Annotated in this window: 23 protein-coding genes and 2 pseudogenes; 13 read left to right on the top strand and 12 right to left on the bottom strand. The window is 58.4% G+C overall.

Annotated elements, in window-relative coordinates; genetic code table 11:
* Nucleotides 1-18: 18 nt before the first annotated feature.
* Nucleotides 19-2,427 carry a DUF3772 domain-containing protein gene (locus AO068_RS23565; RefSeq protein WP_058409616.1) on the bottom strand — a complete coding sequence of 803 codons (2,409 nt, stop codon included), beginning with the start codon at nt 2,425-2,427 and terminating at the stop codon, nt 19-21.
* 215 nt (nt 2,428-2,642) lie between these two features.
* On the opposite strand from AO068_RS23565, the pseudogene AO068_RS29390 reads away from it, so the two are divergent.
* The 3 genes and pseudogenes from AO068_RS29390 to AO068_RS23555 all read left to right on the top strand — a co-directional run.
* Nucleotides 2,643-2,750, top strand: a pseudogene (locus AO068_RS29390) (TetR/AcrR family transcriptional regulator); the annotation flags it as partial.
* Between the two features lie 139 nt (nt 2,751-2,889).
* A complete protein-coding gene (locus AO068_RS23560; protein WP_058409615.1) occupies nt 2,890-3,618 on the top strand; it encodes a helix-turn-helix domain-containing protein in 729 nt (242 codons plus the stop codon).
* Nucleotides 3,619-3,697: 79 nt separating this feature from the next.
* Nucleotides 3,698-4,650: pseudogene (locus tag AO068_RS23555) on the top strand (DMT family transporter).
* A gap of 21 nt (nt 4,651-4,671) precedes the next feature.
* Here the strand turns inward: AO068_RS23555 and AO068_RS23550 are convergent.
* From AO068_RS23550 to AO068_RS23530, 5 genes are all read right to left on the bottom strand, one after another.
* Complete coding sequence (locus AO068_RS23550; RefSeq protein WP_058399966.1) at nt 4,672-5,484, bottom strand: oxidoreductase; 813 nt, start codon at nt 5,482-5,484, stop codon at nt 4,672-4,674.
* 77 nt (nt 5,485-5,561) lie between these two features.
* A complete protein-coding gene (locus tag AO068_RS23545) occupies nt 5,562-6,563 on the bottom strand; it encodes an NADP-dependent oxidoreductase (protein ID WP_058409614.1) in 1,002 nt (333 codons plus the stop codon).
* Between the two features lie 75 nt (nt 6,564-6,638).
* The gene (locus AO068_RS23540) at nt 6,639-7,499 is read right to left on the bottom strand and encodes an alpha/beta fold hydrolase (protein WP_058409613.1); all 861 of its coding nucleotides are present in this window, start codon (nt 7,497-7,499) and stop codon (nt 6,639-6,641) included.
* A 16-nt stretch (nt 7,500-7,515) separates the two neighbouring features.
* Nucleotides 7,516-8,304, bottom strand: a complete 789-nt coding sequence (locus AO068_RS23535) for an SDR family NAD(P)-dependent oxidoreductase (protein ID WP_058399969.1) — start codon at nt 8,302-8,304, stop codon at nt 7,516-7,518.
* 331 nt (nt 8,305-8,635) lie between these two features.
* Nucleotides 8,636-9,235, bottom strand: a complete 600-nt coding sequence (locus AO068_RS23530) for a TetR/AcrR family transcriptional regulator (RefSeq protein ID WP_058399970.1) — start codon at nt 9,233-9,235, stop codon at nt 8,636-8,638.
* Between the two features lie 116 nt (nt 9,236-9,351).
* On the opposite strand from AO068_RS23530, the gene AO068_RS23525 reads away from it, so the two are divergent.
* The 3 genes from AO068_RS23525 to AO068_RS29535 all read left to right on the top strand — a co-directional run bounded on the left by AO068_RS23525 (nt 9,352) and on the right by AO068_RS29535 (nt 11,883).
* Nucleotides 9,352-10,236, top strand: a complete 885-nt coding sequence (locus AO068_RS23525; RefSeq protein WP_058409612.1) for an alpha/beta fold hydrolase — start codon at nt 9,352-9,354, stop codon at nt 10,234-10,236.
* Between the two features lie 45 nt (nt 10,237-10,281).
* The gene (locus AO068_RS23520) at nt 10,282-10,596 is read left to right on the top strand and encodes a hypothetical protein (protein ID WP_058399997.1); all 315 of its coding nucleotides are present in this window, start codon (nt 10,282-10,284) and stop codon (nt 10,594-10,596) included.
* A gap of 255 nt (nt 10,597-10,851) precedes the next feature.
* Entirely contained in the window at nt 10,852-11,883 is a 1,032-nt protein-coding gene (locus AO068_RS29535) for a methyl-accepting chemotaxis protein (protein WP_058399972.1), read from the top strand.
* 135 nt (nt 11,884-12,018) lie between these two features.
* On the opposite strand, the gene AO068_RS23510 is transcribed toward AO068_RS29535, so the two are convergent.
* The 3 genes from AO068_RS23510 to AO068_RS23500 all read right to left on the bottom strand — a co-directional run bounded on the left by AO068_RS23510 (nt 12,019) and on the right by AO068_RS23500 (nt 16,213).
* Entirely contained in the window at nt 12,019-12,351 is a 333-nt protein-coding gene (locus tag AO068_RS23510) for a hypothetical protein (RefSeq protein ID WP_058399998.1), read from the bottom strand.
* A gap of 4 nt (nt 12,352-12,355) precedes the next feature.
* Nucleotides 12,356-14,428, bottom strand: a complete 2,073-nt coding sequence (locus AO068_RS23505; protein WP_058409611.1) for a hybrid sensor histidine kinase/response regulator — start codon at nt 14,426-14,428, stop codon at nt 12,356-12,358.
* A 333-nt stretch (nt 14,429-14,761) separates the two neighbouring features.
* A complete protein-coding gene (locus tag AO068_RS23500; RefSeq protein ID WP_058409610.1) occupies nt 14,762-16,213 on the bottom strand; it encodes an NCS1 family nucleobase:cation symporter-1 in 1,452 nt (483 codons plus the stop codon).
* Between the two features lie 345 nt (nt 16,214-16,558).
* Here AO068_RS23500 and AO068_RS23495 point away from each other — a divergent pair, with 345 nt between their 5' ends.
* Both AO068_RS23495 and AO068_RS23490 read left to right on the top strand, forming a co-directional pair.
* Nucleotides 16,559-17,278 carry a GntR family transcriptional regulator gene (locus AO068_RS23495; protein WP_058409609.1) on the top strand — a complete coding sequence of 240 codons (720 nt, stop codon included), beginning with the start codon at nt 16,559-16,561 and terminating at the stop codon, nt 17,276-17,278.
* Nucleotides 17,279-17,288: 10 nt separating this feature from the next.
* Nucleotides 17,289-18,020 (top strand): aspartate/glutamate racemase family protein, encoded by a 732-nt coding sequence (locus AO068_RS23490; RefSeq protein WP_002554379.1) that lies wholly within the window; start codon nt 17,289-17,291, stop codon nt 18,018-18,020.
* A 256-nt stretch (nt 18,021-18,276) separates the two neighbouring features.
* On the opposite strand, the gene AO068_RS23485 is transcribed toward AO068_RS23490, so the two are convergent.
* Both AO068_RS23485 and AO068_RS23480 read right to left on the bottom strand, forming a co-directional pair.
* On the bottom strand, nt 18,277-19,512 hold the full coding sequence (locus AO068_RS23485) for a zinc-dependent alcohol dehydrogenase (RefSeq protein ID WP_058409608.1): 1,236 nt from the start codon (nt 19,510-19,512) through the stop codon (nt 18,277-18,279).
* Between the two features lie 102 nt (nt 19,513-19,614).
* A complete protein-coding gene (locus AO068_RS23480) occupies nt 19,615-20,520 on the bottom strand; it encodes a LysR family transcriptional regulator (RefSeq protein ID WP_057403112.1) in 906 nt (301 codons plus the stop codon).
* A gap of 161 nt (nt 20,521-20,681) precedes the next feature.
* Between AO068_RS23480 and AO068_RS23475 the strand changes: the two genes are divergently transcribed.
* The 3 genes from AO068_RS23475 to AO068_RS23465 are packed head-to-tail and all read left to right on the top strand — an operon-like array spanning nt 20,682 to nt 24,255.
* Nucleotides 20,682-21,572 carry an NAD(P)-dependent oxidoreductase gene (locus AO068_RS23475; protein WP_058409607.1) on the top strand — a complete coding sequence of 297 codons (891 nt, stop codon included), beginning with the start codon at nt 20,682-20,684 and terminating at the stop codon, nt 21,570-21,572.
* A gap of 3 nt (nt 21,573-21,575) precedes the next feature.
* Nucleotides 21,576-23,093, top strand: coding sequence for an aldehyde dehydrogenase family protein (locus tag AO068_RS23470; RefSeq protein ID WP_058409606.1), 1,518 nt, complete (start codon nt 21,576-21,578; stop codon nt 23,091-23,093).
* A gap of 4 nt (nt 23,094-23,097) precedes the next feature.
* On the top strand, nt 23,098-24,255 hold the full coding sequence (locus AO068_RS23465; protein WP_004664392.1) for a M20 aminoacylase family protein: 1,158 nt from the start codon (nt 23,098-23,100) through the stop codon (nt 24,253-24,255).
* Between the two features lie 123 nt (nt 24,256-24,378).
* Here AO068_RS23465 and AO068_RS23460 read toward each other — a convergent pair whose 3' ends face one another.
* Complete coding sequence (locus tag AO068_RS23460; RefSeq protein ID WP_032609679.1) at nt 24,379-25,305, bottom strand: LysR family transcriptional regulator; 927 nt, start codon at nt 25,303-25,305, stop codon at nt 24,379-24,381.
* Nucleotides 25,306-25,456: 151 nt separating this feature from the next.
* Here AO068_RS23460 and AO068_RS23455 point away from each other — a divergent pair, with 151 nt between their 5' ends.
* Together AO068_RS23455 and AO068_RS23450 are read left to right on the top strand one after the other, a co-directional pair.
* Nucleotides 25,457-26,239, top strand: a complete 783-nt coding sequence (locus AO068_RS23455; protein WP_058409605.1) for a YqcI/YcgG family protein — start codon at nt 25,457-25,459, stop codon at nt 26,237-26,239.
* Between the two features lie 6 nt (nt 26,240-26,245).
* A complete protein-coding gene (locus tag AO068_RS23450) occupies nt 26,246-26,887 on the top strand; it encodes a LysE family translocator (protein WP_058409604.1) in 642 nt (213 codons plus the stop codon).
* Nucleotides 26,888-26,890: the final 3 nt, after the last annotated feature.

Genomic DNA, 26,890 nt, shown 5'->3' with positions numbered 1-26,890 from the left:
CGCTCCAGCCCTGAAGTATCACGGGTTCTCTTCTGGCGCCTCTTTCCCGGCCCCCTCATTGATCAACACCATGCTCTGCGGCGCAGACAGCGCTACACCCAGCTCCCTCAGACGCCCCAGGACCGTAAACAACAGGTCACTCCGTGCGCCGCCCACCGAGCGTGGGCTGTTCACGTAGCCACTGGCGCTGATGATCAAACCGGTATTGGTCAGGTCTTTGAAGGTGACTGAAGGTGCAGGCGTGTCGAGTATCGCTTCATGCTCGGTAAAGGCCTGTAACAGCAGCTCGCGTATTTGCAGAACATCTGTTTCCAGGGGCAGGGTAAGCGTGATTCCGACCACCCCCAACGCATTGCCCATGGTGACGTTGCGCACGTTTTGCGTGATGAACTGCGAGTTCGGCACGATCACTGTCGAGCGGTCGCCCATCTGGATTTCGGTCGCACGTACGTTGATCCGGCGAATATCGCCTTCGACCCCTGCCAGGCTTACCCAGTCTCCCACTTTGACCGGGCGTTCGGTCAGCAGAATCAGGCCCGAGATAAAGTTCTGCACAATGGCTTGCAGGCCGAAACCTATCCCCACCGATAGCGCACTGACCACCCAGGTCAAATTGGTCAGGCTGATCTTGAGCGTGGACATCACCACGGCCACCACCAGCACAAAGCCGATGTAGCCGATCAAGGTCACCAGCGAGGCCTGCATGCCCGCGTCCATGTTGGTCTCGGGCAGAAGGCGTTCTCCGAACCATTCCTTGAGTACACGCACGCCCAGCAGGCCGACAACCAGGCAAATCAGCGCCATCAGAATATCGCTGGGGACGATGTTCAGGTTGCCCAGGGATTTGGACGTGACGTCCATTTGAGTGAAACTTGCGAGCAGGTCGCCCGGGCTGGAACCCGAAGGCAGGAAAGCCAGCAGCAATGCGGTAAGCAACAGCAGGGTACGGCCTATGCCTGCCAGTACAGTGCTTGCCTGGGCCTGATGACGGGCGGACAAGCCCAGCGCCGAACCCAGCGCCATGCCGCCAGGTTGTTTGGGCGACAGAAGGGTCTCGCAGATGTCACCGAAGCAGGCGATCAGCAGATAAGCAGTGGACGCTACCACGCTCACCCAAAGCAGTTTCACCGCCAGAAAGTACGCCAGTGTCAGGTAGCCGCTGAGCAACGCCAGCAAACTCAGGCCGACCCATACCGCAACGATAAAGGGAAGCAGCCCGACGAAACCTGCTGGCCGCTCCAGCTCAAAGCGTCGGCGGGTTCGGCGGTAGCGCACCAGGGCGTAGAAAAACACCAGCGAAACCGCCAGCGCCGTCAGGCCATTGACCGCCACCGTCAGGGCCAGGCTGCTGGCTATGACACTGTTGATGCGCTCCTGCGTGCCGATGATCATGAGTGCCAGCGCCAGGGCTGGCGGGAAGCGGCCCAGTGCCGTGGCGATCTGGTCAGGGATTTGCGGCAGGCGCCACGAGGCGTGTGCCCGCATCAACAGGGCACGGCCCAGACCGACGATGAAGGCGCAGAAAGTGATCAGCGTCTGCACCTGATCGAGCAGGTTGACCACGTCGTTGCTGAGCACCGCATTGCGCACGATCCCCCAGCGCAACAAGGACGTGGCAACGGTAATGGTGAGAATGGTCGATAGCCCTACAGCCAGTGCCAGGGCGCTGCGCCGCAGGCGGCCTTCGGGTAGCCAGCGAATCATCGACCAGATCAGCAAGCGCTCCAGCAGGCGGCGAACAACTACCCATACGAACAGCGCGCCGACCACAATGCTGATGAATTGCACACGGTTTTCCGGTGCCAGGGTGCTGTTGAGCACCTGACGGACATCCACCAGAAGTCTGTTCAAGCGTCCCAGATCGTCATCGGTAGGACGAATCAGCGTGGACCAGAACGCCGAGCTGAGCGGGCTCGCTGTCCGCGTGCTGATCTGCGAATCGAAAAGGCTGCGGCGCAGATTGAATATCTGCGTAGCCAGGTCCCGGGCTGACTGGCTTAGCGTGTTGGTTTGGCGTTCATCATTGACCAGCGCGTTTTTCTGAGCGGTCAATGTCTTGCGCTGACTGGTCAGACTTTGCGCCTCGTCCGGTTGTGCCGGCCCGAGAATGTTGAGCTGATCATTCAGGTGTTCGATGTCGACAGCTTGTCGGGCAGTCAGATTGTCGGCTTGTTTCTGGACCTGCAAAGCGGCCTGCCGCAGGCTTGAAAGCAGGTCATCGTTGGCGCTGCCCGTCACTTTTTGACGGATCTGATCCAATTGTTCGCTCAAGTCGTCCAGGCTCGGTGCATCCACTGCCGGGGATGCGCTACTGGCGCTATCGATTTGAGGTGCAGGGCTATTCTGGGCCAGGGCTGGCAAGGTCACGCACAGCAAAAGCAAGGCGAGCAGCCCAATATGAAAACGGTTCAGCGAAGCGTGCTGCATTATTTTCCCTTCTTTGCACTAAGCGGCCTGGCAAGACCTGTGTATTTCAGGCACGGGCCTTGTCTGTCTTGAGCTGCACTCACGCGTCACTAGAGCGCAGTCAAATAGAATACCAAGGACTTCAGGTTTGAGCGCTGAAAACGGGGGCCAACCAGCCAGTATTGACTACCACTTTCCAGGCAAGGCTGACCTGGGCGTGGCTGTTGTCAGGCGATTTTTCCGCTGTGGCGAGCGCTCAGCTCATTGCAAGAAGCCGGTCGGACATTGCCCTTTTTGATACATTGATCGACACCTGTCGTGCCTGCCTGCTGCTGCCGGCTTAAGCAGATGCTGATCGGCGTCGATCAGGCAAAGGGCGGGATCAGGACTGACTGTTGCTGAAGCCGCTGAACGCCTAAGCATGCGCGCAGGCACTGTGGAGCGCCAGACCTTGAATATCACCAGACGGCAAGTGGTGCACTAATGTTTCTAAGCCTTGAAGTTCGCAGCTACAAGACGCAAAGCCCTCAGCACTGTCACGACCATGCTCAGTTGGTACTGCCGATTCGTGGCCGAATGGAGATTGACGTGGACGGTCGCGGTGGCTTTATCGATCAGTCGTTGGCAGCGCTGGTAAAGCCAGGTTCGCTGCACTCGCAAGAGACTCACGTCGACAGCCGTTTTCTGGTGCTGGACTGCGCACCGACAACGCTGGAAACAGTGCAGATGGGGCGTCTGGCCGAGAAAATATATGTGCCTGTTTCTCCCGCGACCCGTCGGCTTATCGAATTCGCCGAGCTGATCGGTAACCAGCAACTGGCCATTACTGCCTCACAGCTGGGACCTCTGCTTCTGTCGTCCCTTGGCTCGGACACCTGCCGTTTTTCGTCCCCGATAGAGCAGTTGATAGCCCGTCTGCGAGCAAATCCTGGCGCACACTGGAGCAACCAGGCCATGGCCCAAGTCGCAAACATGAGCATGAGCCAGCTGCACCAGCAATTCCGGCAATTATTCGCGATGAGTCCTCAAGCCTGGCTGACTGAACTACGCATACAGGAGGCCCAACGATGGTTGCGTGGCACCTCGCTGCCGATAGCCGAGATTGCCTTGCGTGCAGGTTTTTCCGATCAGGCATCGCTGACGCGTACCATGCAACGTTTGAGCGCCACGACCCCGGCGGTTTATCGTAAAGCGCAAAAACAGTCCGGGTAAAAAAATCCGCAGTTACCGACAAGATCGTCCAGACCCGACGCTCCAGACTTCATGCTTTAGGCGTTGGAGCGCAGGTGAAATGTTTGCTGATCGATCATTGCTCAAGGGCATTATTTATGGCGTTTGCGCCGGCCTGTGCTGGGGCGTGATCTTCCTGGGCCCGCAGCTGACTCCGGGTTTGAGCGGTTTGCAGTTCGCGGTCATAAGATTTCTCTGTTACGGCGCGATTTCTGCAGCCCTGCTGATGCTGCGTTGGCGGCGTGTTTGCGCCAGTCTCACCATGGCCGACTGGAAGTCACTCTTCTGGCTTAGCCTGATCGGCAACCTCATCTACTACTCGCTGGTGGGCACAGGCGTGCAGTTGGTCGGTATCGCCACAACATCGTTGATTGTCGGGCTTATTCCGGTGCTGGTAACCCTGGCAGGTCAAATGCCGTTTCTCTGCGCAAGCTCTTCCCCTCACTGTGCTGCGCGGTGGGAGGCGTTGTGCTTATCAGTTGGCACGCGCTGATCAATGACCAAAGGCCCGATACAGCGGCAAATATTGTCGGGATTTTATGCGCGACAGGTGCGTTGCTGACGTGGAGCTGGTTTGCGGTGAGCAATGCCCGGCGGCTGGTGCAGGTCGCCAACGTCTCCGCGCATGACTGGGCGCTGCTTATGGGCGTCATGACAGGCGCTCAATCACTGCTTTTGGCAGCCCCCGTGCTGGGTTCTCAAGCGGGTACCTATGGTATTTCCGAATGGCTGCATTTTCTCGTGGTGGCCGGTGGCGTTGCCCTTTTGTCTTCGGTTGTGGGTGGTGCCTGCTGGAATCAGGCGAGCCGACTTCTACCCTTGGCACTCAGCGGGCAAGTGCTTGTGATTGAAACGCTGGCGGCGCTCGTTTTCGGTTTCTTATGGGAGCGCCGACTACCCGACGGCTACGAGCTGGCTGCCATTGCCTTGCTGGTCTGCGGTGTGGTCTGGTGTCTGAACTGTCATCGTGCGCCACCACATTCCCCGACTATCCAGCTCAAGCACCGCCCCTGAAGTGGCCGTCTCGCGTGCATTTCAGGCCGGCAAACGAAGCTCCTTGCGCAGGCTCTTGTCAAACATCCCGGCAGGCGCAAAGCGACGCAGCATGCTGATTTGTCGGGCTGTCTTGCCGGCAGTGTAGCGACGCTTGGGGTGGGCATCGCTCGCCGCTTTCAGCACTACAGCCGCCACCACTTCCGGCAAATCGGCTTTCGGCATTACATCGGCGAGCAATGCCTTGAATTCTGCGCGGGCCTGATCGTATTCCTTCAATAACCGGTCCGGCTCAAGGCCGTTTTGATCGAAGACGGTTCGTACAAAGGCCGGCTCAATGACCGAGACGCGAATATTGAAGGCGCGCACTTCGTGATCCAGAGATTCCGAATAACCTTCCAGCGCATGTTTGACCGCCGAATAATGAGAAGAGTAGGGCGCGGGTATCAGGCCCAGAATCGATCCGATATTGATAATGCGCCCCTGGCCACGTTCGCGCATCGACGGCAATACCGCATTGGTCATGCGGATGACGCCGAACAGATTGACATCAAACAACGCCTGCACTTGGGGTATCGAGAATTCCTCGGAGCCGCCTATCAGGCCAATACCTGCATTGTTGACCAGCAGGTCGATCCGCCCGGTCTGCGCAAGTACGCTGGAAACGAGCGCGCCGACTGAGTCATCGTTAGTTACGTCGCAAGTACGCATGGACACCTGCGTTGCACTTTCGCCAATCTTGCGGCTCGTGCCAAATACGGTATAGCCCGAGTGCACCAGCGCCTCGGCCGTTGCGCGACCTATACCGGATGATGCACCGGTGACAATGGCAGTTTTTCCGGAAGAAGTGCTCATGTGATGCTCCAGTGTTCAAAAGGCTGGGGGCCGACAAGTTGCTTATGTGGGGAATTTAAAACGCGGGTCACCGACACTTACCTGATCTTCACCACTACTTTGCCTTTGGCACGCCCTCGGGCCAGGTACTCAAGTCCTTCTTTGGCCTGCTCCAGCGCAAAGACTCTGTCAATGACGGGTTTGATTTGTCCGCTTTCAAGTAACACGGCAATGTTCTCGAGTTGAGCCCCCTGCGGGCGTACGAACAGAAACGAGTAGGTCACGTGGTGTTTTCTCGCACGGCGCCTGATCGAGTGGCTCATCAGCCCGAAGAGGAAAGTGAAGAAGGCATTCATCCGACGAGCCTTGGCGAACGCTTTATCCAGTGGCCCGACGAGGGAGACGATTAAGCCTCCTGGCTTGAGGATGCCGACGGCTTTTTTAATCGTGTCTCCTCGCGTTGTACCCAGCACCAGGTCGTAGTCGCGCAATACTTGCTCGAACGCCTGCTTTTTATAGTCCACCACTTCATCTGCACCCAGGCTGCGCACCAGTTCTACATTGCCGGTACTGGTGGTCGTGGCGACGTTGGCCCCCAGGTGTTTTGCCAGTTGAATAGCGAAGGTGCCGATGCCTCCAGCTCCGGCAGGTATGAATACCTTCTGGCCGGGTTGAAGATTGGCGTGTTCCTTCAAGGCTTGCCAGGATGTAAGCCCGACCATTGGAATGGAGGCCGCTTGTACGAAATCCAGATTCGCCGGTTTGAGTGCAGCAGCGCGCTCAGGCACGGCTGCAAATTCGGCGATGCTACCTTTGCCGAGGTCAAAGATACTGGCGAAAATGGCGTCACCCGCCTTGAAGCGGGTGACAGCTTTGCCTACTGCTATGACCACGCCGGAAAGATCACTGCCCATAATGGCGGGTAGTTCGTGTTTGAGGACGGCCTTGAACGTGCCTGTGGTAATCATGTTGTCGATCGGGTTCAACCCGGCCGCGTGAACTTCAACCAACAGTTCATCAGGCTTGATGGTTGGCAGAGGCACATGCGTTATCGCAATTTCAGGCGACTTGCCATAGCTTTCGAAGGTAAGTGCTTTCATGACGCTAGATTTCCAGGGTCGTCTGACAGTGATGGGTTGTTTTTAAAAACGATGCGCAGTTGAAGTTCGAACGCTTTATGCAAGGAACCCCAGAGCCGTTGAGACGAAGTCGGCGTGGTACTGAAAGACGCAACCGTGGCCCGCGTCTTGATAAACCACCAGTTGCGCTTGCGGGAGACGTTGGCTCATATCGCGACTCAACTCGCTTGCGACCATGACGTCGCTGTCCCCGACGACGATAAGTACAGGCATCCGCAGGCGTGCAAGATCCTGCGCTGGCTGTTTTCCCCAGGCTTTGATTGCTTTGAGTTGGCGAAGCAGCAAGCGAGGCGTCGGCGGCTTGTCGCGGTCGACGGTGCGTTCCTTCACCCTGCTCAAATAGCCTCTGGCGGCGCGTCGGCCATTGAGTGTGGAGGTGAAAAACATATAGACCTTGGGGTCTCGCAGCGTCAGCAAGCCTTTGAGAATAAGTGGCCAGGACAGCGCACCTATGCGCTCGATACCGTGTCCGCCTGCCGGTCCGGTGCCTGCCAGAATAACTTTGCGTACCAGATCGGGTGCTTTCAATGCCAGGTCCTGGGCCACGAAACCGCCCATTGAAAAGCCAATCAGATCCACTTGTCTGTAGCCCATTGCCCGCACAAGCTCAAGGGTGTCCCGAGCCATCTCGCCTATCGTCAGCGGCGCGGTGCCGGTCGATAAACCAGCCCCGCGATAGTCGATGGCGATAACGTGATGCCTGGTAGCAAGACCATCAACAATGCGCGGGTCGAAATCGTCCAGTACCGCGCCCCAGTAGTTGAGCAACAAGAGCGGCACGCCACCACGCAAACCTGACTCGCGATAGGCGAAGGCAATGCCTGCGACTGTTGCGATTTTATTAGGCGCCTGGACAAACGACTGCGCCGAATGAGTCTGCAGATTTGAGCTACTCATGATGGGTACCCCGGTTTCAGGCTTTGGTCAGATAGCGCTCTGCGGCGTTCGCCTGTCGAATGTCCGACAGCAACCCTTGCCGCGCGCCATCAAGCGCGTCCCAACGACCTGCAACGTGCAGTGGCGGAATGGTCACCAGTTCGCGACGATCGAAGCCCACCAGCGCTGCATCGACCAGTTCTTCAACGTCCATCACCTCGGGGAGGGTGTTGAGGTCGATACCGGCGCGCTCCCAGATTTCGGTGCGGGTAGCAGCAGGCAGGACCGCCTGGACGTACACACCCTTGGCTGCCAGTTCCAGGTTCAAGCCTTGAGACAGGAACAGCACATAGGCCTTGGTAGCACCGTAAACGGTCATGCCGAACTCTGGCGCCAAGCCCACCACCGACCCGAGGTTGACGATTGAACCGGTACCGGACTGCGCGAAGCGAGGGGCCACTGCGGCGGCGAGTCGCGTCAGCGCAACAATGTTCAGGGCGACGAGTTTTTCAATGGCCTCAGCGCTCTGCTCAATGAACCCGCCGGACTGAGCTATACCTGCGTTATTGATGAGGACGCCGATGCTGGCATCGTCGCGCAGGCGAGTTTCAAGCGCTGTGAGGTCGGCAGAGTTGGTCAGGTCGGCCTGAAGCACTTCGACAGCTACGTTGTTTTCTTCACTCAGCCGTGCTGCCAGAGCATCGAGGCGTGGCTTGTCACGTGCGACAAGCACCAGGTTGTGGCCGCGACGGGCAAATCGCTCGGCATAAATGGCACCGATACCGCTGGAAGCGCCAGTGATGAGAACAGTGGGGAGAGTAGTCATTGGTGATGTCCTGACAAGTAATGCAATGAGGGCAGCCAGGCGTTTGCGCCTGCGATTGTCGGTCACCCGGCAGGGCATTCGACGCTGACGCTGAAGGGCCCTGCCAATTGATCCTTGGTGTTATGATTACGATCTAAATCTAAAATGTCAACGTATTGATGTTGATCGACATCAAAATGCGGCGAGGTCGTGCGCGCCCTGTATTCAGAGGCGAGGAGGAAGGAGAATCGTGCGCGCGGTTGCTTTCGCCGTTCTGGAGATGCGGCGCAGAGGGCGTTTCAGAGGGCTAAGTGGACGTGGAGGCCCGGCCGCATTTGCGGAGCGCGGAGCGCTATGGTGTAAGCAAAAAAGACGCCATCGGTTTGAGTATCGATTCGGCCGAGACCACAGAGAGTTCATCCGGCTTTCTGTCGATCGCCAACGAGGCATACCCATGCGCAGTGCTCCAGGCGAGGAAGGTGCGTTGCTCAAGCACTGTCGGGTCTGGTTCGGCACCATTTTTTGCGACCCACGCCGTACGTATCGACTGACGAAGCAGTTGCAGCGTGGCTTCGCCCGAAGTGAGCAACCTGGGTAATGTGCGGTTGACCCCGCCCATTCCGAACATCAACCGGAAGTGCTGTGGGTAGTTCTTAGCGAAATTGACATAGCCTATCCCGCAGCCCAGTACACAGTCGTCAAGGTCACGCTGTGCGGCATGAATAGCGTCGACCATCCGTTCATAACCATCGGCCACCACCTCTGCCATCAGGTTTTCCAGAGAGCCGAAATGGTGCGCAGGTGCGGCGTGTGAAACGTTCGCCCGTCTTGCGCATTCACGCAGTGAGAGTCCTCGCATGCCTGCTTCCCCCACGATGTCCCATGCCGCCTGCCGCAAGACGGTCGGCAAGTTGCCATGGTGGTAAGTACGCGGGTTATCTGAGGTCGGCATACGAAGCTCCCTGTCATGAAATAAAAGTTATACATCCATCGTACAGCCTATCTTGTCACTGACAAGATAGGCTGCTCTAATTGCGCAAGGTCTTATGGTTGGCGCGGAGAATACCGATGAGCAAACTTACCAACAGGCTTCGATTATTGACGCTGCGTGGCACCTTCATGCTTGCCAGCCGTATTCTACCGGGCCCCACCGGAAGATACCTTGCCCGACGTTTCGTGACACCCCAGGCCGCCGGACGTGCCAAGGCTGCCGCTGCGCTCAGCGCATCGGCGGATGTGCAAACGGGCACTCTGGAACTGAACGGGATCAAGATCTGCACCTACGTGTGGGGAGATCCTTCCAGTCAACCTTATGTGTTGTTCTCCCATGGATGGTCGAGCTACGCGATGCGTTTTGTCGGCTGGGTGCCGTTGTTACGATCGATGGGCTATGCGGTGGTTGGTTTTGATCAGCCTGCTCATGGATTAAGCGCTGGCGATATCAGCCACATGACGCAGTTCGTGAAAGTGCTTCGGCACGTCGGCCGCCATTTTGGAAAACCGGCGGCCGTGATTGGCCATTCGATGGGGGCCTCGTCAACCGTATTTGCTCAGGATGAGCAATGGCGTCCCGAGCGCTTTGTGTTGATTGCACCGTATCTAGTGCCAGCCCAGAGCGTATTTCAACAGTTTGATAGCGTCGGTGTTGCACACAAGGTATTCGTTCCCTTTGAGGCAGACATACATGCTCTGACGGGCGAGCGTTTCGCGGACTACGACGCTTCTCTGCGACTACATCTGCTCGACCGCCCGGCGCTTATTGTTCACGACCGCCACGATCGTGAAGTCCCTTGGGAAAACGGTGCCCGATTCGCAAAACTATGGCCCGGAGCGCGTCTCTTCACCACGGAAGGGCTGGGTCATAACCGACTGATTGATCATCCCTCCGTTACTGCTGAAGTGATGGAGTTTCTGAAGCCGGGTAGTCACTTGCCAACGTCGATTGAACCCTGACCTGGCCGGAGAGGCGGGCCATGGTTGCGCAAGCGGGAGGTCACTGTGAGTAATCATCATTTTTCCGATGAGTTGGCCGTGCTGGAAATCGTTAACAACGCCCATTTTTTCCGCCCTGGAAAGATGACGTCTGGTCAGCTTTACCTGAATTTGATTCGTCTCCAGCCAGCGGTTCCGGCAATAGGGGAGTTCATGGAGATGATTGATCATCTCGTGAAAGAAGGCCTTTTGATTTCAGGTGCCGTATTGCCCTGCGACGCTTCGTTTCCCTATGTGCAGCATATTATTTTCGGTCTTACCGACGTGGGCGAGGCTGCATTGCAAGCAACGAGGTTTCAGCTAGAAAGCGTCAACAGCTGAGCGCCTGCACTCAGCCCGAAGCCCCCCGCACACATGCTCCTGAAATCTGTAGTGCAAACGTTCCGTGCGCAATGCTTGCAGATTGTCGACCTTCAAAACTACATTAGCGGGGTTGAGGGCATTGCGACATCAGTCGATAAAAACAGGAAGCCCAGACTTCCGCGCCCTTGAGAATGACAACTTCCTCCACTCTGTTTTTGCACGACGATTGTGCGATGGCTGCCGCCTACGGTAACTCATTGAAGCAGAAAGAAAATGATCGAACCCGAACGAATTGTGACCCTGTCCCGTGAAGTGGAATCGCTGGCGACTCGTGGCGTCAGCGACATACAACTGATTACCCGCCAGACTCGATTGCTGGCAATAAACGCGCTGATCGAAGCGGCGCATGCAGGTAAAGCCGGTCGGGGGTTTGCAGTGGTGGCCGAGGAGGTGAAGAATATCTCCGAGCAGATTTCAAAGATTGCCAGCGGTCTGACTCAAGACTTGCAAGCGTCGGTCAATGAACTGACCGAACTTGGTAAGGGTATGTGTTTTGATGTACGAGGTCAGCGGCTGGCAGACCTCGCGCTGAACCTGATCGAAATCATTGATCGCAATTTGTACGAGCGCACGTGCGATGTTCGCTGGTGGGCGACCGATGCATCGCTGGTTGATGTACTGATGACCCCAACTGCGCAGAATCGCGCTCACTCCAGTGAGCGCCTCGGCGTCATTCTGGACAGTTATACGGTGTACCTGGACATCTGGGTTGCCGATACAACAGGCTGCGTGATTGCGTCCGGTCGGCCCGATACCTTCGGCAAGGTTATCGGCGCGAATGTAAATGACGCGACCTGGTTCAAGCAGGCGGTGCGGCACTCGTCGGGCGATCAATACTTTGCCGGTGAAGTCGCTGTAGAGCCCTTGCTCAACGGCTCACAAACCTGTGCGTTCAGTGCAGCCGTGCGCAGTAACGCTGGCAAACACTCACCTGTGATCGGCGTCATCGGGATTTTCTTTGACTGGAAGAATCAGTCGGACTCGGTGATCAATGGCGTGCGTCTGAGTGATGAGGAGCGCACCCGTACCCGAGTGATGATGGTCGATGCCAGCCACAGGATAATTGCCAGTTCCGACACCCAAAGCCCGTTGGGCCACAGTATCGATTTGCAGACCAGAGCGGGGCAGGCCACCGGCTACAGCACACTGCCCAACAACAGCATTCAAGGCTATTCAATGACCCCGGGCTTTGAGACTTATCCCGGCATGGGGTGGCTGGGGGTGATTGAACAGCAGCTACCTTGAGGGCCAGCAGGTTAGTGTGTTGAGGTGCTGTTGCGCTTTGACAGACGGCTCAGGGCCGCGATAGGCGGCTGGGTGGCGATAAACGTGGGTTGCCCCAGAGCAATTAAATGACCAGACAACGGACTGTCCATGCGGTCACAGCTTGAGGGCTGCTGGGTCATTCAACTCAAGATACCACTGCGCATAGGGTGTGTTTTCCACCTTGCACCGATTGAAATCCCTGGCCCCGTCAGTCCACCAGACGTCGCCGCGCTCGCCAAGCGCAACCTTGGCCTGGTGAACCCCGGCCCGGGCGGCTTTCAGTGCATCTGTATCCGTGCACGCCTTGGCTGCCTTGACCTTGCGCCGGGCAGCCATCAACTCATCCACGCGTCGCTGACGAACCTCTTCGCTCAGGGACGGATTGGAACATCGCCAGAGTTGTCCCTTGACCACAAAATACCGGCCATCGGGTGTCGTAGGGTGCACGCTATCAATAGCCGCGAGCGGCTGCATCCGCGCCAATCAGGCCCGTCACTCGCCCGGCGAGCGCATCCAGCCCGAACGGCTTGGTCAGCACTTGTGTGCATGGCCGCAGGTGGCAGTCGTCCAGCACTGAAGTCTTGGCGTAGCCGGTGATGAACAGTGTCGGCAGACCCGGCCGGCAGTCACCCGCAGCGTCGGCCATTTCCCGGCCATTCATGCCGCCCGGCAAACCGATGTCACTGATGAGCAGGTCGATGCGGGTATCTGACTGCAGGATCTGCAAGCCTGACTGGGCGTCGGCTGCTTCCAGGCAGTTGTAGCCCAGACCGGTGATCACTTCGGCGACAAGCATTCTGACCGAGGGCTCGTCATCAACGATCAGAACGGTCTCGCCGGTGTGGTGCGCTGGCTCTTCGGTTATTTCGGGCTCGGCAGCGCGTGGAGCGTTTTCAGCAATATGGCGTGGCAGGTGCATGACCACGCTGGTGCCCTGGCCCTCAACCGACTCGACCCGGATCTGACCGCCGGACTGGCGCACAAAACCGTAGACCATCGACAGGCCCAGGCCGGTCCCGGCGCCAATGGGTTTGGTGGTGAAGAACGGTTCAAACGCCTTGGCGACGGTGTCCGGGCTCATACCCATGCCAGTGTCTGTGACGCGGATGCTCAGGTGCTCGCCGGCAGGAATGCCATGGTCCGGGTCGGTGCATTCTTCAATGGACGCATTGGCTGTTTCGATGATGATGCGCCCGCCATTGGGCATTGCGTCACGGGCGTTCAGGCACAGGTTCAATAACGAACTTTCCAGCTGGGCATGATCGATCAGCGCAGGCCACAAGTCATCGTGGGCAACGACTTTTATATCTATTTCCGGGCCGACCGTGCGTGCAATAAGCTCTTCCATGTCCTGAATCAACACGTTGACGTTGGTGACTCTCGGGGACAGGTTCTGGCGTCGTGAAAACGCCAGTAGTCGGTGAGTCAGCGAAGCCGCACGCCGTACCGCGCCCTGAGCGACCGACACATACCGGTCTACATCGCCGACACGGCCTTGGGCCAGTCGTTTGGTGATCAGCTCGAGACTGCCGGAAATGCCAGCCAGCAGGTTGTTGAAGTCATGTGCGATGCCGCCTGTCAGTTGCCCGACGGCCTCCATCTTCTGTGAGTGGCGCAGGGCATCCTCAATCTGCTCACGTTCGAAAACGGCTTGTTCGATGCGTTGTTCCAGCGTCTGGTTGAGCTCCTTGACGGCTTCTTCGGCTGTTTTTCTTGCCGTTACATCAATGGAGGAGCCGATCAGGCCGATGACTTCGCCGCTGCCATTGAGCAGGGGGGCTTTAGTGGACAGCCATACCGCTGCTGAGCCATCAGCCAGATTGACCCGTTCTTCGATCTGTTCGGCGGCGTTGTTCTGCATGATCCGGCGGTCGGTTTCCATCAGGATCCGCGCCTGCTCCTTGTCATCCAGAAAATCCATGTCGGTCTTGCCGATGAAGAAGTCTGGCGGCTTGCCGATCAATTCAGCGGTGCCTCGGTTGGCAACCAGCATTCGGCCTTCCAGGTCCTTGGCGTAGACAACGCCTGGCACGGCTGCCGTGAATATCTTGAGCAACTCGTTCAGCCGGTCGCGCTCGGCTTCAGCGCCACGCCTGCTGTCGATATCAAGCACTACGCCTGGACTGCGAACAGGCTTGCCGTGACTGTCGCGTTCAATTTTTCCGCTGGCTTCAACCCAGCGATAAATGCCGTCCTGGTGTCGAACCCGGTATTCGCATCGGTAGGTATCGCCGCCGAGCAGTGCTTCTTCGATAGCCTTGTCGACCCTGAGCGAGTCGTCAGGGTGAATGGACGCGGTCACCAGCTCAAGCGGCAGCCCTTTGGCACACAGCTTGGGGCACAGGCCGAATGTCCTGGCAAACCGCTCATCGCCCGTCAGTCGATCAGCAACGACGTCCCACACCCAGGTGCCCACCACTGCGCCTGAATCCAGGGCGAGTTGCAGCCGCTCGGCGGCTTCCTGCGCCGATGGACGGAGTGGCTGGGGGGCGAATGGCATGCCGCCGGAAACATCATTGCTCATTACTATCGACCCACTTGAACGCCTGGTTCACAAAGACTCAGTCATAGGGCAGCGCAGCAGCCTGAAAGTTGTACAAATTTTATTCTATTTTGTGCCTCAGGCCTTACAGGCGATCAGTGACACCTGATCATTCTATGGTTTTGGTCTGGAAGTGATATTAAATTAATATCATTTGATAGGTGTACTGTTTTCTATGGGGCACGCGCGGGGCCGTGCTTTCAGCCCATGCCGGGCTTGCCGAGCCAGCTGAAAGCACTGATATCACGAGGGGAGGGGTCTTTGTGCAAAGTGCAGGCGCTGGTCCCGGTCAGGTGCCCAGCGCCTCGGCAGTTCTCAGTTCTGGCCGACAGGCGCAGGCAGGTTGGCAGCCTGCGCCGGAGACCAGCGGGTCATCGCATAAAACAGTGCGCCACCCAGGATGCAACCGGTGAACCAGGCAAAGTTGGCAATGGGCTTGAACCACTCGATAAAGGTAAAGCACAGACCGACCAGCGCCGTCAGCACTAGCGCTTTGACCGCGATCCAGTTCACGCCATTGGTGTACCAGTAGCGACCGCTTGGCGTGTCATCGAACAGGGCGTCGACATCAATCTGCTGCTTCTTTATCAGGTAGTAATCCACCAGCAGGATGCCGAACAGTGGACCGATGCAGGCCGCAAGCACGTCCAGGGTGTAATGAATCACTTCAGGGTTGTTGAACAGGTTCCAGGGTGTGATGAAGATCGACGCCACGGCAGCAATCATGCCGCCTGCACGCCAGCTGATGCGGCTGGGGGCGACGTTGGCAAAGTCGAAGGCCGGGGAAACGAAGTTGGCGACGATGTTGATGCCGACAGTGGCGGTCACGAAAGTAAATGCGCCGAGCAGCACGGCGGTGGTGTTATCGATACGCGCTACGGTGGCAATAGGGTCGTGGATCATTTCACCGAAAATCGGCAGCGTGCCCGACACAATCACCACCGTCACCAGTGAGAACGCCAGAAAATTCACTGGCAAGCCCCAGAAATTGCCGCGGCGCACGTCAGCCATGCTGCGGCAATAGCGGCTGAAATCACCGAAGTTCAGGGTCGGGCCGGAGAAGTATGAGACCACCAGCGCGATGGCCATGACCACTTGCCCGAAGGCCGCCCAGCCGGATAACTCTTTTTCAGCCAGGGTGAAACTGATGTTATCCCAGCCGGCGCGCCAGACAATCCAGCCTGCCAGCGCGAACATCACCGCATAAACGGCAGGACCGGCCCAGTCGATGAAACGTCTGATCGACTCCATGCCGGTCCAGAACACAGCAGCCTGAACCACCCACAACGCCAGAAAGCCGAACCAGCCAAGCCACGACAGCCCGAGAAAGGTCACGTTCTGATACGCAGCCAGTTCCGGGAAGAAGCGCAGAACCACGATCACCAGTGCGCTGGACGCCAGATAGGTTTGAATGCCATACCACGCCACAGCAATTAGCCCGCGGATGATTGCAGGAATGTTGGCACCGAAAACGCCGAAGGCCAGGCGGCAGATGACCGGGTAGGGCACGGCGGCTTGCTGGCTGGGTTTGGCGACCAGATTGGCAATCACTTGAATGATGCAGATCCCCACCAGCAGCGCGATCAGCACTTGCCAACTGGCCAGGCCCAGAGCGAACAGACTGGCCGCGAAAACGTATCCGCCGACGCTGTGCACGTCGCTCATCCAGAACGCCAGGATGTTGTACCAGGTCCACTTCTGCGGCACCGGCCCCAGGTCATGGTTGTGCAGGCGCGGGCTGTATCCGGCCGGGCGTTGGTCTGTCATAGCGCTACTCCCTCGATGAGTCGTGACGGGATCGGGGTACGATCGATGATGTTTTTGTATACGATCGTGTACGCAAAAGATGTGCCATGCGTTTTTTGACTGGCAAAAAGTCGAGCCGCGCGATGCCAGCTGGCGTTTTAGTGCGGAAAGGTCGGCGCAATGGACGCGTTCGTCATAGCGTTTAAAGCGCACATTAAAGGAGCGCAGCGGCCCATTTTCGGTGCGATTTTGCAGGTTTGAGAGTCGGTCGAGGTTTGCCGGGCGGTTTAGATAGCGCTATTCATCAAGTGATACATCGGGCACTATTCCTGTATACGATCTGTACCAAAATAGTGATACGAAACCATGACCCGACCTGCCAGCGCTCCCTTGTTCCTGACGCCCGCTGCCGATGAAAAAGGCCGTGACGAGCAAATTTACCAGCACGTGCTGGAAGCAATTGTCGAGCATCGGCTTGCGCCAGGCACGCGTTTGCCCGAGGACGCATTGGCTGAAGTGTTCGAGATCAGCCGGACCGGCATTCGCAAGGTCTTGCAGCGTCTGGCCCTGGAACGGCTGGTGACCTTGCGTCCCAAGCGCGGCGCAGAGGTCGCGCAACCGTCGGCGCAGGAAGCGCAGGATGTGCTGGGTGCCAGGCAGTTGATCGAACCCGCGCTGATGGCCGATATCGCCGCACGGGTAGGCGGCCAGCGTCTGGAATCACTGCGTACGCTCTGTGACCAGGAACATGAGGCGCAACACGCCGGGCGTCACAGCGAAGCTATTCAGCTGTCGGCGCGCTTTCATGTGCAGTTGAGCGCGCTGGCGGGCAATCAGGTATTGACCGAGCAAGTCGCACAGCTCACTACGCGTTCATCGCTGATCGTGGCGGTGTACGGTTCGCGGCGCAGCGTTGGCTGTGATTGTGGTCAGCACGTTGACTTGCTGACCTTGCTCGAAGCCGGGCAGGGCGAGCAGGCCCGCGAATGGATGGCCGAGCATCTGCGCCGTATCCGCGCCAGCCTGAAGGTAGATGCACCGGTGAGCGAAGCAGTGGATTTTCATAGCATTTTCAAACGGCGCTGAAGGAGTTCCGGTGCGTATTCAAGTAATCAACCCCAACACCAGCGAAGCCATGACCCATAAGATTGGCCTCGCGGCGCAAGCCATTGCGCGCCCCGGTACGCAGATTCTTGCGTGCAGCCCCGATGATGGCCCGGTGTCTATCGAAGGTCATTTTGACGAAGCGATAGCGACCCTGGGCGTGCTGGAAGAAATACGCAAAGGCCGTGAGCAACAGGTTGATGCGCACATCATCGCCTGCTTCGGCGATCCCGGCCTGTTGGCAGCCCGCGAGTACGCCAGCGCACCTGTGATCGGCATTGCCGAAGCGGCCTTTCACATGGCCAGCCTGATTTCCACCCGCTTCGCAGTGGTCACCACGCTGACCCGAACACGGATCATCGCCGAGCACCTGTTGCAGCGTTATGGCTTCAGCGAGCTGTGCACCTCGGTACGTTGTATCGATCTGCCGGTGCTGGCGCTGGAAGAGAGCGGACCTGAACTGATCGAGTGCATGGCCGAACAGGCTCGCCGGGCACGCGATGAAGAGGGGGCCGGTGCCATTGTGCTGGGCTGCGGCGGTATGGCGGATCTGGGCAGGCAATTGAGTGAAGCGATTGGTCTGCCGGTGATCGACGGCGTGGCGGCGGCGGTGAAATTGGCGGAGTCTCTTGTAGACCTTGGGCTGAGCACCAGCAAACACGGCGACCTGGCCGACCCCATCGGCAAACCGTTCAAAGGACGATTTGCCTACCTGAGCCGATAAAATGTGCGTTCGCAAATGCACTGACACACGCTTTGGGTGATGCTCCGCAGCACAAAGATCGGATGCAGAGCGTCCAGAGGGGCATTCCCACGCTGGAGCGTAGGGAACGATAGTCTCAACGACCACTATCTTCTGGACGCTCCGCGTTCTCTAGCGACGGAGCATGTGGCGATCGCTCCCACGCTCCACGTGGTAGCGCACTTCTGGACGCTCTGCGTCCGATCTTGAACGGGCGAAGCACCGCGGGGCACGCGCCTCACATGGCCGGCACACCCCCCGCAACCAGCGCTTCGGTTTCAGTATCCGGAAGCACAATGGTGTTATTACCCGGAGTCAGAATCACCTTGCGGCAATCCTCTTCCTTCTTGTCGAACAGCTTGTAACCCTTCGCGGCATCTTCCAGCGACATGCGGTGGGTGATGATGGCTTCGGGTTCAAGTCGTCCTGCTTCGATGTGCTCAAGCAGTTCAGGCATGAAGCGATGGACATGGGTCTGGCCCATCTTGAACGTCAGGCCCTTGTCGAACGCATCGCCGAACATGAAGCCGTGGATAAACCCTGCGTAAACGCCCGGTACGCTCACCACGCCGCCACGCCTTACCGCTGCGATGCACTGACGCAATGCCTTGCCACTGCTGCCTTCCAGTTTCAGCGTGGCCAGAATGGTTTCGGTGGTGCTGCCCTTGGCTTCGAAACCGACTGCATCCACCACACCGTCCACGCCGCGCATGCCAGTTGTCTGACGGATGATGGTGTCGGCCGGGTCATCGTCGTCATCGAAATTGATCGGGATCACACCATAGGTTTTTTGCGCGTAGGCCAGGCGATACGGGTGGTGATCGACCATGAATATCTTCTCGGCACCGAGCATTCTTGCGCATGCGGCGCTCATCAGGCCCACCGGGCCAGCGCCATAGATGGCGACGCTTGAGCCCTGGCCGATCCCCGCATTGGTTACCGCCTGCCAGGCTGTGGGCAAAATGTCGGAAAGGAACAGAACCTTCTCGTCAGCCAGTGTGCCAGGCACTTTGAACGGGCCGACATTGGCCTTTGGCACACGCACGTACTCAGCCTGGCCGCCGGGAATACCGCCATACAGATGACTGAAGCCGAACAGTGCTGCCCCTGGCGGAATGGACTTTTTGTTGATGATCGCGCCACGCCCGATGTTGGTGGTTTCACAGGCTGCGAACAGGTCGATGTTGCAGAAAAAGCAGCTGCCGCAAGCAATCACAAAAGGGATCACTACGCGATCACCTTTCTGCACAGCAGTAACCGCCGGGCCAGTCTCTTCGACAATGCCCATGAACTCATGGCCGAATATGTCGCCGTGTTCCACCGTGGGTATCTTGCCGCGATACAGGTGCAGATCAGAGCCGCAGATTGCGGTCGCGGTGACTTTCAGAATGATGTCGTCGGCTTCTTGTATTTCCGGGTCCGGCACCGTGTCGACCTTCACACTGTTCGCGCCGTGGTAAGTCAAAGCTCTCATGATTAATCCTCGATGGCAGCAGAAGTTCTGATCCGTACTGAAGATGAACCATGAGGATTTTGTTGGTTCAGCGCGATTGGTCGATGCGGGACTAACGGTAGGTCAATTGCGAAACGCCGTCATGTCCTGCAACAGCATGCCCATCAGGCGGTTGGCACCGACGCTGAGCTGGCGACCCAGACGGCTGATCAAATGCGTCTGCGGGCTGCTGAACACCTCATGCTGCAAGGGCAGGGCGCGCAGTTTTCCGGCCTTTATCTCTTCCTCTACAACGAAGGTCGGCAGCAGCGTGACGCCACCCTGCATGGCGAAATGCTTGAGCATGGCGAAGGTGCTGCAGGTCAGGGTCGGTTGCACTGTGACACCCAGCTGATGTTCGGCCTGCAGAAGAATCTGGCGAATGCCGTAGGATACCGCAGGCAGCGCGACACGGTAGTGTTCCAGTGCCCGCAGCTCTATCGGAGCCTGCTCTTGCGTCAGCGGATGATCGGGTGCGGTGATCACGCACACCGGCTTGCGCTGATGGGCGTGAGAGCGGATTTTCGGGTCGGCAGCGGGGTTGAAGACCAGGCCGATATGCGCTTCGTCCTCCACCACCTGGCGAATTACCTCGTTGCTGCCGCAGACGTTCACGAGCAGTTCAATGCGCGGGTACAGCTCGGAAAACCGGGCCAGCGGCTGGGCGAGGCTTTCAAGAAAACCTTCTCCGGACACCAGTGTCACCGAGCCGCTGTGCAGGCCCTTCAGCGCCTGGATCGAGTCCAGCAAGACCTCCTGCTGCGTCAGCCGCTGGCGGTAATAGGCCAGCACCTTGTCGCCTGCTTCGGTAGGTTTCACCCCTCGACGATGACGCTCGAGCAATGGCGAGCCCAGCTCCTGTTCCAGTTGCGCGATCTGACGGCTGACCGCCGAAGGCGCAACGTTGAGGAAGTCGGCAGCAGCCCGGACGCTGCCCAATCGTACGGCTTCGAAAAAATACAGGATGCGTCGATCTTGAACGAGGCTCATGGGCTTCCAGTGTTGCGCTAAAGGCAACATAAATTCGATTTTTGGATTATTGCTGAGAGGGGAGAGCGCTGTCCATACTCGAATCATCAGCACATTGCAGGCCGAAGGGGCCCGCAGCGTCATCCTCTAATTCGTACAAAATCTTTGATCGGGATGCAGACATGACTTTGAAAGCAGGTGTGATCGGATTGGGCAACATGGGCGGCGGCATGGCTGCGACGCTGGCGGGCAAGGGCTTTGATGTCAGCGGCTTCGACCTGTCGCAGGCTGCGCTGGCCCAGGCTGAAAGCAAAGGCGTCAAGCCGGTTGCCGACCGCAAACAACTGATTCAAGGCGTGGACATTCTGATCCTGTCGCTGCCCAAGGCCGAGCATGTGGAGTCGGTGTGCCTTGGTGCGGGTGGCATCAGCGAGTTCGGTCACAAGGGCTTGATCGTAGTCGATACCACCACATCAACACCGGAAATGAGCCGCAAGGTCGCCGCCGAACTGGCCAAAACCGGCATTGCCTTTATCGATGCACCGGTCTCGGGCGGCCCGAAAGGCGCAGCCACCGGCACCATGTCGATGGTCATCGGTGCCGAGGACGCCGACCTGGCGCGCGCCATGCCAATCCTGGAAGGCATGAGCGGGACACGCGTGCACGTCGGGCAATGTGGCGCAGGCAATGTCGCCAAGATCGCCAACAACATGCTCGCCGCCTGCCACCTGATCAGCACTGCCGAAGCCGTTGCAATGGCGGCGCGCGCAGGTGTTGACCCGGAAAAACTCCTGCAAGGCCTGAACGCCGGTTCCGGGCGCAGCGGAGCCACGCAAGTGATGTTCCCGACCTGGGTGCTCAACAAGGCGTATGACTCGGGTTTCACCATGGGCCTGATGCGCAAGGACGTTGGCCTGGCCAGCGATCTGGCGGACAGCCTCGACATGGACCTGCCTTTGTCGCGGGTCGTCGCGCAATTGTGGCAGGCCAGCAGCGAAACCCTGGCGGACAACGAAGACTTCTGCGCCATCGTGCAACGCACCGATGGCAAACTTTACGGTCATGGAGAATAAGCGATGAGCACTGCAAAAATTCTTGAACTGATGCGTCCTTACTGGGGCGATCGCAGTGTCATCGCCAGCTACGTCGGCGGCCAGTTCATCGAAGGTCACGGTGCGCCTGTCGAAGTGCGCAATGCCCATGACGACAGCCTGCTGCTGAGTTTTCCGGACGCCGACGAGTCGTTGGTCGACGTCGCCGACAAGGCCGCCAAGGCTGCGCAGCAGCAATGGTGGGCGCTGACCGCTCAGGCGCGGGGTCGCGCGATGTACCAAGTCGGTAATCTGATTCGCGAAGAGCTGGAAAACCTCGCGCAGATCGAATCCCTGACCGCCAACAAGCCGATCCGCGATGCCCGCGTCGAAGTGCTCAAGGTAGCCGAGATGTTCGAGTATTACGCCGGCTGGGCGGACAAGCTGCATGGCGAAATCATCCCGGTGCCGACCACACACCTTAACTACGTGACCTACGAACCGCTGGGCACGGTTTTGCAGATTACCCCGTGGAACGCGCCGATCTTCACCTGCGGCTGGCAGATCGCCCCGGCGATTGCGGCGGGTAACGCAGTCATCCTCAAACCGTCGGAACTGACGCCGCTCAGCTCGCTGATGGTCGGTGTGCTGATCGAGCGCGCGGGCGTACCGAAAGGGCTGGTCAACGTGATTGCCGGTTTCGGTCATTCCATCGGCCAGGCGTTCATTGCCAAGGCTGACATTCGCAAGGTGGTGTTCGTCGGCTCGCCAGCGACCGGTCGCCATATCGCCGTGGCTGCGGCGCAGCGTTGCATTCCTGCGGTGCTGGAACTGGGAGGCAAGTCAGCCAACATCGTGTTCGACGATGCGGATCTGGAAGTGGCCTTGCGTGGCGCTCAGGCGGCGATTTTCTCCGGTGCCGGGCAAAGTTGTGTCTCCGGCTCACGGCTGTTGGTGCAGGAATCGATTTTCGAGAAGTTCACCAAAGCGCTGGCGGTGGCGGCAACTCAGTTCAAGGTCGGCGACCCCGGCGACCCGGACACCCAGATTGGCCCGATCAACAATGCCAAGCAGTATAACCACGTGAAGAACATGGTCGAGCGTGCATTGAAAGACGGCGCAAGGCTGGTTGGCGAGCAGGCCGATCCGATCCCGAACAAGCCGGGTTACTACGTCAATCCGACGGTGCTGGCGGGCACCAACGAGCTGCATTGTGCGCAGGAAGAAATCTTCGGCCCGGTGGTGGTAGCGATTCCGTTCAAGGATGAAGAAGACGCGATCCGCATCGCCAACGACAGCCGTTTCGGCCTGGCCGGTGGCGTCTGGACCCGTGATGTCGGGCGCGCTCACCGCGTTGCAAAGCAAGTGCGTGCCGGGACGTTCTGGGTCAACGGTTACAAGACGATTCACGTCAGCTCGCCGTTTGGCGGCTATGGTGAGAGTGGTTATGGCCGTTCTTCCGGTCTGGATGCGCTGCGCGAGTACAGCGAAGTGAAAAGCGTCTGGGTCGAAACCGCCGCCAAGCCCGCCGCCAGTTTTGGCTACGGCGCGAGTCTGGAGTAAGTACATGCCCATTTCAAAGACACTGATCGACGAAGCAACTGTCTGGCGCCGCACGATCCACGCTGCGCCGGAGCTGGGGTTTCAGGAGCTGAAAACCTCGGACAAGGTGGCTGATCTGCTGAGTAGCTTCGGCATTCAGGTGCACCGCGGCCTGGGCGGTACTGGCGTGGTCGGCACCCTGCGCAATGGCGACGGTCCGACCATCGGCATTCGTGCCGACATGGACGCCCTGCCGATTCAGGAACTGGGCGACAGCGTGCACAAGTCGGCCCATAAGGGCTGCATGCACGCCTGCGGACACGATGGACATACGGCGATTCTGCTGGCCACCGCCCGGCACCTGTCGGAAACCCGCCGGTTTGCCGGCACGGTGCATTTTGTCTTTCAGCCTGCCGAGGAAAACCTCGGCGGCGCGCAACGGATGATCGAAGACGGCCTGTTCGAGCGCTTTCCTATGGAAGCGATCTACGGTCTGCACAACTGGCCGGGCGTGCCTGCTGGCAAGGTGGTGATCAATCCGGGGCCGATGATGGCGTCGCTGGACACCTTCGAAATCACCCTGACCGGCAAGGGCAGCCATGCGGCCATGCCGGACAAGGGCAATGACCCGATCGTGGCGGCTGCCGAACTGGTGCTGGGGCTGCAAACCATTGTCTCCCGGCGCCTGTCACCGCTCGACTCGGCGGTGGTCAGCATCACTCAGTTCAATGCTGGTGAGGCGATCAACGTCATCCCGGAAACCGCGGTTTTGCGCGGCACAGTGCGTTGTCTGCAAACGCCGGTGCGCGAGAAGGTTCAGCAACTGATCGGCGAGTTCGTCGAGCGTTTGCCGACGGCCTTCGGGGTGCGTGGCGAACTGGTCTACAACGTGGGGTATCCGGTGACTGAAAACCACGTCGATGCCGCTGCTACGATCCGCCGCGCAGCGGTCGCAGCGGTGGGGGAGAACAACGTGCAGTGGGGCTGCAACCCGTCGATGGCCTCCGAAGACTTCGCCTTCATGCTGCATGCCTGCCCGGGTGCGTACATCTGGATGGGCGTCGATGGCGAGAAACCGTCGGCGGCGCTGCATAACCCGTATTACGACTTCAACGATCAGGTTATCGAACCGGGTGTGGCGGTCTGGACATCGCTGGTGGAGCAGTGTCTGCCGCTGAGTTGATGGCTCGCATACATATGCCGTAGGAGTGAGCTTGCTCACGAAGGCAGTGGTCCAGACGCCCTTTTTTATGGGGTGTACCGGCCTCTTCGTGAGCAAGCTCACTCCCACCGGGAACGCACTCCTTCAAGGTGCCGCGAGCAATTCCACTGCAATACCGGATATGTCCGGCAGGCAGGTCAGCAGGTGGTCGCGCAGTTCCAGCACTCGCTGGCGCTTGAAGCTGTCCTGCAGCCAGACCAGGTAATAGGCATCCCCGGTGCCAACCGCCGAGTTGAACGGCAGAAAAACCTGGCCTTCGTTCAGGTCATCAGCGACCAGAAACAGATCGCCAATCGACACGCCGTGCCCTCTGACCGCAGCAGTAATGCCCTGATCAAGCGTGTCGAACACCTTGCCTTTGCTCAACGTCACCTGACCGGAGAGGTCCATCCGGTTCAGCCAGCGCCGCCAGTCGCGGCGGTCGCTGGACGGATGGATAAGTTCAGCGGCCTGCAGCCTCTCTGTTCCCCACGGCTGGTCGCCTAACGTGTCTGCCGAGCAGATCGGAATCAGCCATTCATCGAACAGCTTGCAGGTTTCCACTTCGGCACCAAAGTTGCCATTGCCCAGCAGAATCGCGCAGTCGAAAGGCTCCGAATAGAAGTCCACGCTATCAAAGTCCATCCATACGCTGGAGAGCTGCACCGGCAGGGCGGGTGCAGGCTTTTTGAAGGACTCCAGCGCGTGCAGCAGCCAGCGCATGGTCAGGGTGGACGGTGATTTGAGGCGCAGATTCGCGCCCTGACCCCGGAAGGGCTGGCAAGCGTCCTCGATAATCCGGAAGCCGATCTTGAGCTGGCTGGACAGCCGCCGGCCCTCGTCACTGAGCGAAAGCCGCGGGCCATTGCGCTCGAACAATCGACAGCCAAGGGTTTCTTCCAGGGTACGAATATGGCGGCTGATGGCACTCTGGGTAAGAGAGAGCTCCTGCGCAGCACGCGTAAATGAGCATGATCGGGCCGCTACTTCAAAGGCTCTCAGCGCGTAAAGAGGCGGTATACGTTCAGTCATGTGATAACTAACCATGATTATTTGTCATAGTAGGTTACACCTTTTTCCATTTTTCCGCGCACGCGTCTCCGGTCAGAATCGCCGGCTCGTCCACTGTCGTAAAAATCAAACAATAAGGCGGTGTTCTTATCTGCTGCGTGCGTGAGGGAATATGCTGCCCAAGTCCGAAAAGCTGTTGCGCCAATCTGTTGTAAGACATTTGCTGGAAAGTGACACCGCCCTGGAAATGGGCTGGCGGGTTCAGGCTTACAGGCAGTTCGAGCAGGTGCTGAGTGACAAGGGCTTCCCTTGTCTGTTTGGACGCCGTGCCAACAAGTCAGGAAGTTGTCTGCTGCTGTTCATCCCCTGTGAGAATGAGCAACAAGCGCTACGTGACGGCATGGAAGAGTACGTGAAGTTCGTTAATGACACGCCACTTGAAGATCGCCTGTTCAACCCGTTGATTGTCATTTTCGAGAAAACCGATTTCAACACTTTGGCCGAAGAGCAGGCCTATGCCTGGGCCACCTTGCAGCATTTACATGACGGTGACCGAACGCCCTGGCCGGCCAAAGCCTGCACAGACCCTGAAGTGTTCGAGTGGACCTATCACTTCGCCGGACTGCCGATGTTCATCAACATGAGCTTTCCCCGTCACAGCGCGATGAAAAGCCGTTCGCTGGGTGGGCACATTGTGTTTGTGGTCAACCCTCGGGAGAACTTTGACGAGGTGGCAAGCGCCGAGACGGAAAGTGGTCGCAAGGTCAGGGAAAAGATTCGCCAGCGAATCGCCGATTACAACAACGGCGTGGTACCCGACACGCTGGGTTTTTTCGGCGACCGTAGCAGCCTGGAATGGAAGCAATACCAACTGTATGAAGAAGGCGGGCTTTCACTGTCCCGTTGTCCTCTGCACATCAAAGTCGACAAGACTGACCATTTGAACGAGCGTTGAGTACCCATGGATATATCGTTGCTGCTGATCTACATGTTCAGCGTCTTCATGCTGATCATCACCCCTGGTCCGGTGGTGGCACTGATCGTCAATACCAGCCTGGCGTGCGGGCCGAAACGCGCGATGCTGACGGCGTTGGGCACCAACTGGGCATCACTGGTGCTGGTGTTGGTCGCGGCATTGATTCTGACGGGAACGCTGTCGGTGAGCGTAAGCATGCTCAACTGGATCAGCCTGGTGGGCTGTTTCTTCATCGCCTATCTGTCTATGCAGGCGCTGGAACAGGCGTTGCGTTACGCCCCGACGCCGCCTGAAGCAGCGCCAGCGCCGTTGCCTGCGCGTAGCAGGCACAGCGGGCTGGTGACCGGTTTTCTGGTCGGGATTTCCAATCCGAAGGACATCATCTTCTTCGTCTCGTTTTTTCCGCAGTTCATTCACGTCACCGAATCGTTCAAGGGCAGCATCGCCTTGTTGTCGTTGCTGTGGATCATCATTGATCTGTCGATCCTGTTCGCCTATATCTTCCTGATGCGCCAGAAACTGGCCTTGAAGTACAAGCGCAAGATCGAAGTCGCCTCCAGCGTAACCTTGCTGCTGATCGCGCTGGGCGGGATATTCTATTCGGGCTCGACACTGTTGAATCAGTAAACG

The organism is Pseudomonas sp. ICMP 3272, from assembly GCF_001466905.1.
In the GTDB taxonomy this organism is placed as follows: Bacteria; Pseudomonadota; Gammaproteobacteria; order Pseudomonadales; family Pseudomonadaceae; genus Aquipseudomonas; species Aquipseudomonas amygdali.
This window is presented reverse-complemented; position numbering and strand designations above follow the sequence as displayed.

What these genes read in the sequence shown, in the direction of transcription:
- AO068_RS23485 (WP_058409608.1), bottom strand. Translation starts at nt 19,512, where the DNA reads ATGAGAGCTTTGACTTACCACGGCGCGAACAGTGTGAAGGTCGACACG.
- AO068_RS23480 (WP_057403112.1), bottom strand. Translation starts at nt 20,520, where the DNA reads ATGAGCCTCGTTCAAGATCGACGCATCCTGTATTTTTTCGAAGCCGTA.
- AO068_RS23560 (WP_058409615.1), top strand. Translation starts at nt 2,890, where the DNA reads ATGTTTCTAAGCCTTGAAGTTCGCAGCTACAAGACGCAAAGCCCTCAG.
- AO068_RS23525 (WP_058409612.1), top strand. Translation starts at nt 9,352, where the DNA reads ATGAGCAAACTTACCAACAGGCTTCGATTATTGACGCTGCGTGGCACC.
- AO068_RS23540 (WP_058409613.1), bottom strand. Translation starts at nt 7,499, where the DNA reads ATGAGTAGCTCAAATCTGCAGACTCATTCGGCGCAGTCGTTTGTCCAG.
- AO068_RS23465 (WP_004664392.1), top strand. Translation starts at nt 23,098, where the DNA reads ATGCCCATTTCAAAGACACTGATCGACGAAGCAACTGTCTGGCGCCGC.
- AO068_RS23530 (WP_058399970.1), bottom strand. Translation starts at nt 9,235, where the DNA reads ATGCCGACCTCAGATAACCCGCGTACTTACCACCATGGCAACTTGCCG.
- AO068_RS23565 (WP_058409616.1), bottom strand. Translation starts at nt 2,427, where the DNA reads ATGCAGCACGCTTCGCTGAACCGTTTTCATATTGGGCTGCTCGCCTTG.
- AO068_RS23550 (WP_058399966.1), bottom strand. Translation starts at nt 5,484, where the DNA reads ATGAGCACTTCTTCCGGAAAAACTGCCATTGTCACCGGTGCATCATCC.
- AO068_RS23475 (WP_058409607.1), top strand. Translation starts at nt 20,682, where the DNA reads ATGACTTTGAAAGCAGGTGTGATCGGATTGGGCAACATGGGCGGCGGC.
- AO068_RS29535 (WP_058399972.1), top strand. Translation starts at nt 10,852, where the DNA reads ATGATCGAACCCGAACGAATTGTGACCCTGTCCCGTGAAGTGGAATCG.
- AO068_RS23495 (WP_058409609.1), top strand. Translation starts at nt 16,559, where the DNA reads ATGACCCGACCTGCCAGCGCTCCCTTGTTCCTGACGCCCGCTGCCGAT.
- AO068_RS23500 (WP_058409610.1), bottom strand. Translation starts at nt 16,213, where the DNA reads ATGACAGACCAACGCCCGGCCGGATACAGCCCGCGCCTGCACAACCAT.
- AO068_RS23535 (WP_058399969.1), bottom strand. Translation starts at nt 8,304, where the DNA reads ATGACTACTCTCCCCACTGTTCTCATCACTGGCGCTTCCAGCGGTATC.
- AO068_RS23470 (WP_058409606.1), top strand. Translation starts at nt 21,576, where the DNA reads ATGAGCACTGCAAAAATTCTTGAACTGATGCGTCCTTACTGGGGCGAT.
- AO068_RS23450 (WP_058409604.1), top strand. Translation starts at nt 26,246, where the DNA reads ATGGATATATCGTTGCTGCTGATCTACATGTTCAGCGTCTTCATGCTG.
- AO068_RS23505 (WP_058409611.1), bottom strand. Translation starts at nt 14,428, where the DNA reads ATGAGCAATGATGTTTCCGGCGGCATGCCATTCGCCCCCCAGCCACTC.
- AO068_RS23455 (WP_058409605.1), top strand. Translation starts at nt 25,457, where the DNA reads ATGCTGCCCAAGTCCGAAAAGCTGTTGCGCCAATCTGTTGTAAGACAT.
- AO068_RS23545 (WP_058409614.1), bottom strand. Translation starts at nt 6,563, where the DNA reads ATGAAAGCACTTACCTTCGAAAGCTATGGCAAGTCGCCTGAAATTGCG.
- AO068_RS23460 (WP_032609679.1), bottom strand. Translation starts at nt 25,305, where the DNA reads ATGACTGAACGTATACCGCCTCTTTACGCGCTGAGAGCCTTTGAAGTA.